The sequence below is a fragment of the Mycolicibacterium houstonense genome, from assembly GCF_900078665.2.
Taxonomy (GTDB): Bacteria; Actinomycetota; Actinomycetes; order Mycobacteriales; family Mycobacteriaceae; genus Mycobacterium; species Mycobacterium houstonense.
In genome coordinates, this window is record NZ_LT546207.1 from 4,190,123 (window position 1) to 4,194,926 (window position 4,804).

At 69.5% G+C, this 4,804-nt stretch carries 6 protein-coding genes; 5 read left to right on the forward strand and 1 reads right to left on the reverse strand.

Going from position 1 to position 4,804, the window contains the following annotated elements; translation table 11 throughout:
- The 5 genes from BN4332_RS20915 to BN4332_RS20935 all read left to right on the forward strand — a co-directional run.
- On the forward strand, nt 1-998 hold a 998-nt coding region (locus BN4332_RS20915; RefSeq protein WP_066901266.1), incomplete at its 5' end, for an EamA family transporter.
- 25 nt (nt 999-1,023) lie between these two features.
- Nucleotides 1,024-1,686, forward strand: coding sequence for a cutinase family protein (locus BN4332_RS20920; RefSeq protein WP_096866955.1), 663 nt, complete (start codon nt 1,024-1,026; stop codon nt 1,684-1,686).
- A gap of 25 nt (nt 1,687-1,711) precedes the next feature.
- The gene (locus BN4332_RS20925) at nt 1,712-2,380 is read left to right on the forward strand and encodes a cutinase family protein (protein WP_066901270.1); all 669 of its coding nucleotides are present in this window, start codon (nt 1,712-1,714) and stop codon (nt 2,378-2,380) included.
- 75 nt (nt 2,381-2,455) lie between these two features.
- Nucleotides 2,456-3,109 (forward strand): cutinase family protein, encoded by a 654-nt coding sequence (locus tag BN4332_RS20930; RefSeq protein ID WP_066901272.1) that lies wholly within the window; start codon nt 2,456-2,458, stop codon nt 3,107-3,109.
- A gap of 99 nt (nt 3,110-3,208) precedes the next feature.
- A complete protein-coding gene (locus BN4332_RS20935) occupies nt 3,209-3,856 on the forward strand; it encodes a cutinase family protein (RefSeq protein WP_066901275.1) in 648 nt (215 codons plus the stop codon).
- Between the two features lie 21 nt (nt 3,857-3,877).
- Here BN4332_RS20935 and truA read toward each other — a convergent pair whose 3' ends face one another.
- Nucleotides 3,878-4,747, reverse strand: a complete 870-nt coding sequence (truA, locus tag BN4332_RS20940; protein ID WP_066901277.1) for a tRNA pseudouridine(38-40) synthase TruA — start codon at nt 4,745-4,747, stop codon at nt 3,878-3,880.
- Between the last annotated feature and the right edge of the window lie 57 nt (nt 4,748-4,804).

Sequence of the window (4,804 nt, forward strand, 5' to 3'; positions counted from 1 at the left end):
CCGCCGATAACGATTTCCGGCTCGGCCTACTGTTCGCCGTGAGTTCCGCGCTGGCCTTCGGGTCGTCGGGCCCCTTCGCCAAAGCCCTGATGGAGTCGGGTTGGAGCCCCACCTCGGCGGTCATCGCCCGGCTCGCCGGCGGCGCGCTGATCATGGCCGCGTTCGCCAGCGTCGTCCGCCCCGGCTGGATCCGCGAGGTCGCCGGGCACGCCAGAACCGTCGTCGGGTACGGACTGATCCCGATCGCCGGCGCCCAGCTCTGCTACTACAACGCCGTCGCGCACCTGTCGGTCGGCGTGGCCCTGCTGCTCGAGTACACCGCACCGATCCTCGTGGTCGGCTGGGTCTGGGCCACCACCCGGCACCGTCCCAGCGCCATGACGTTCGGCGGCGTCGCACTGGCCATCGCCGGAATCATCATGGTGCTCAACGTGTTCAGCGGTGCCCAGATCAACCTGGTCGGGGTCGGCTGGGGGCTGGCCGCGGCCGTGTGTGCGGCCTGCTACTTCATGATGTCCAATCGGGCCAGCACCGACGGCGACGGGCTCAGCCCGATCAGCCTGGCCACCGGTGGCCTCATCGTCGGCACCACCGCGGTGACACTGCTCGGTGTGACCGGAATCATGCCGCTGGCTTTCACCGCCAACCCGGTGACCATCGCCGGGCACACCACCTCGTGGCTGGTGCCCGTGATCGCGCTGGGACTGATCCCGACCGCGCTGGCCTACACCCTCGGCATCGTCGGCATCTCCCGGCTCAAGCCGAGGTTCGCCTCCCTCGTCGGGCTTTCCGAGGTGCTGTTCGCGGTCCTGATCGCCTGGATCATGCTCGGTGAGGCGATGTCGACGAGCCAGGTGATCGGTGGCGCGGTGGTCCTCGTCGGTCTGGCCGTGGCCCGCCAGGGCGACCGAGGCGAGCAGGCGCAGCCCGAAGCGGCCGAGCTGCCGACCTGGCCCGATATGCCCATGCACGAGGCGACCGAGCGGGCAAACGATTAGCCGCGGCTAACCATTTTGTGTGACGATGTCCCCCGTGAGTCTCCTCCGGAAGTCGGCCCGGGTGGCCGCGATCGTATCGACCCTGGTCAGTGCCGCCGTTCCGCTTGCGCTGGCCTCGCCTGCCGCCGCCGAACCATGCTCCGACGTGGAGGTCATCTTCGCCCGCGGTACCAACGATGCCCCCGGTCTGGGCCGGCCCGGTCAGGCCTTCGCCGACGCGCTGACATCCCGGCTCGGCGGTCGCACGGTCTCCACCTATGCGGTGAACTACCCCGCCAGCTACGACTTCCTGGCCGCGGCCGACGGAGCCACCGACGCCGCCAACCGCATCGCCACGCTGGCGACCACCTGCCCGTCGACCCGCGTCGTGCTGGGCGGCTACTCGCAGGGCGCGGCGGTGGTCGACATGCTGGCCGGCATCCCGCCGCTGGGCAACCGGGTCGGCGAGATCGGTTCGGCGCCACCGCTGGCCGGCAACCTAGTGCCCCAGGTCGCCGCCGTGGCCGTGTTCGGTAACCCGTCGGCCAAGTTCGGTATCCCGATCACCTCGTCGGTGTTCGGCGGCAAGGCGATCGACATCTGCAAAGACGGGGATCCGATCTGCTCCCGCGGCCGCAACCCATTCGCGCACAGCGACTATGTGGGCATGGCGGATCAGGCGGCAAACTTCGTCGCGGGAATCGTCTAGCCGCCCACGGACGTTAGGATTTGGCGTGGCCATTGATCTTGTTCGTCGCTGCACCGTGTTCGTGGCGGCAGCGCTGACCGCTGCTGCCGCCGTCGTCGCACCCGTTGCGGTGCCGACCCCCGCCTCGACGCTTCCGGTGGCCGCTGCGGCCGACTGCCCGGACATCGAGGTGGTCTTCGCCCGCGGCACCAGCGAGAGCCCGGGCCTCGGCCGGATCGGCAACGCCTTCGTCAACGCGCTGCGCGGCAAGGTCGGCGGTCGTTCCGTCGGGGCCTACGACGTGAACTACCCGGCCAGCTACGACTTCCTGGCCGCGGCAGGCGGCGCCAACGACGCCAGCGGGCACATCCAGTGGATGGTCGACAATTGTCCGGCCACCCGACTGGTGCTGGGCGGCTACTCACAGGGAGCCGCGGTGATCGACGTGATCGCCGCCGTCCCGTTCCCGGCCGTCGGGTTCACCGCCCCACTTCCGCCGAACGTCCCCGAGCACGTCGCCGCGGTCGCGGTCTTCGGCAATCCGTCGGCAAAGCTCGGTCTGCCGATGACCGCCAGCCCGGTGTACGGTTCGCGGTCCATCGACCTGTGCAACCCCGGCGACCCGGTCTGCACCGACGGCAACAGCGTCCCGGCGCACCGGGCCTACGAAGGCGCCGCCAACGACGCCGCCAACTTCGTCGCAGGGCTGCTGTAGCCGGCGTCCGCTACGATCGCTTAGGTGGTCGAACTTCCCATCGAAAGCCCCGGGGCCCGTCCGGTCCGGCGATGGATGTGTGTGATCGCCATCATCGCGGCGGTTGCGGCAATCCTGCCGGTCACCTCGGCCGTCATCCCCGGCTCAACAGCGGTGGCAAATGCCGCCCCGTGTCCACCGGTCGAGGTGGTGTTCGCCCGAGGCCGCACCGAGCCCGCCGGCGTCGGCACGCTGGGCAACGCATTCGTGAACGCGCTGCGGTCCCGGACCGACAAGAACATCGGTGTCTACGCCGTCCGGTACCCGGCCGACACCGAGATCGACATCGGCGCCAACGACATGAGCGGCCACATTCAGTACATGGCCAACAACTGCCCGGACACCCGGCTGGTGATCGGTGGATACTCGCTGGGCGCGGCCGTCGCCGACGTCGTGCTGGCCGTTCCGTTCACCGGCTTCGGCTTCAAGAGCCCGCTTCCGGCCAACGCTGCCGACCACATCGCGGCGATCGCACTGTTCGGCAACGGCGCGGCCTGGGTCGGTCCCATCTCCAACTTCAGCCCGGTCTACGCCGACCGGACCATCGAGCTGTGCCATGGTGCCGATCCGATCTGCAACCCGGCCGACCCCGATACCTGGCGCAACAACTGGCCCGATCACCTCGCCAGCGCCTACATCGACGCCGGAATGGTCAATCAGGCCGCCGATTTCGTGGCGGGCCGAATCTGACCCGCGCCGACCGGGCGGCTTCGTCGCCGGATCGTTGCCGGACCGCCACCCATTCTCGACGGGACCGTCAATACCATCTGATGCGTGATTGGCCGTCGCATGTCGGCCGTGCTGATCACCACCCTGACTGCGGTCGTGGTACCAATGGCGGTGGCGCCCAGCATGATCGGCACCGCGAACGGCGCCACCTGCCCGCCCGCCGAGGTGGTGTTCGCCCGCGGCCGCATGGAGCCCCCGGGTCCCGGACAGGTCGGTGCTGCCTTCATCAATGCGTTGCGCATCCTGCGCGGCCCGAACATCAGCCTCTATCCGGTGAAATACCCGGCCGACACCCAGGTCGACGTGGGCGCCAACGACATGAGCCGGCGCGTGCAGTGGATGGCCCGCAACTGCCCCCGGACGCGCCTGGTGCTCGGCGGCTACTCTTTGGGCGCTGCCGCAACGGATCTCGTCCTGGCCATGCCCGTCGCGGCGTTCACGTTCAACAATCCGCTGCCGAGCGGCGCTGACCGGCACGTCGCCGCGGTGGCCCTGTTCGGCAACGGCGCCAACTGGGCCATGCCGATCACGCTGCTGAACCCGGCCTATCGCAACCGCACCATCGACCTGTGCCACTCCGACGATCCGGTGTGCAACCCCAGCAGCCCGTACAACTGGCGCGCCGGATGGCAGGATCACCTGGCACCCGGCTATATCCGCTCGGGCATGGTGGCCCAGGCGGCGAAATTCGTCGCCGCCCGCCTCTGAGAACCGAGCCCTCACACGCCTTCAGAGGGTGCGCAGATCCCGGGTGATGACATTACGGGCGGCCATCTCCTCGTCGGGCGGGTAATCGACCTGCACGAGCGTCAGCCCGCGGGCCGGGGCGGCGGCGAAGTCACTGGACCGGCTCGACTCCCCGAGCAGGCCGGCGGTCCAATCGGGTGATCGCCGACCCTCCCCCACCGCGAGCAACGCGCCGACCAGCGAGCGCACCATGTTCCAGCAGAAGGCGTCGGCGGTGACGTGAGCGGTGACGTAGTGGCCGTCTCGGACCCACTCCAGCCGCTGCAGGTCACGGATCGTGGTGGCACCGGGACGGTGACGGCAGAAGGCCGCGAAGTCGTTGAGGCCCAACAATTCCCGTGACGCCGCCGTCATCGCTTCGAGGTCGAGCGGCTTGGCCCACGGCGTGACGAACCGGGCCTCGGCCGGCTCGACCCCGTACGGAGCCAGGCTCAGGCGGTAGGTGTAGTGGCGGCGAAGCGCCGAGAATCTGGCGTCGAAACCCGCAGGGGCGCGGACGATGTCGCGGATGCGGACGTCGGTAGGCAGCAGCCGTGCCAGCCGGCGGACCAGCGGGGTGAACTCAGCGTCGCCGGGGCGGGTGGTCCGCGGGTAGGCGTGCGCGACCGCATCGGCCGGGATGTCGACGTGGGCGACCTGGCCGGTGGCATGCACACCGGTATCGGTACGGCCGGCGGTACGGGTCACCACCGGCGTACGGAACACCGTCGAGAGGGCCTCGTCGATCACCCCGGCGACCGTGCGCTGACCGGCCTGCACCGCCCAGCCCGCGAAATCGGTGCCGTCGTACGCGATATCGAGCCGCAGGCGGACCAATGCGACATGCCCGCCACCGGAATCGATGGCGGGCATGTCGTTCAATGCCTGGTTAGGACTTGGCTTCATCCTCGGCAGCTGCCTCGGCGGGGG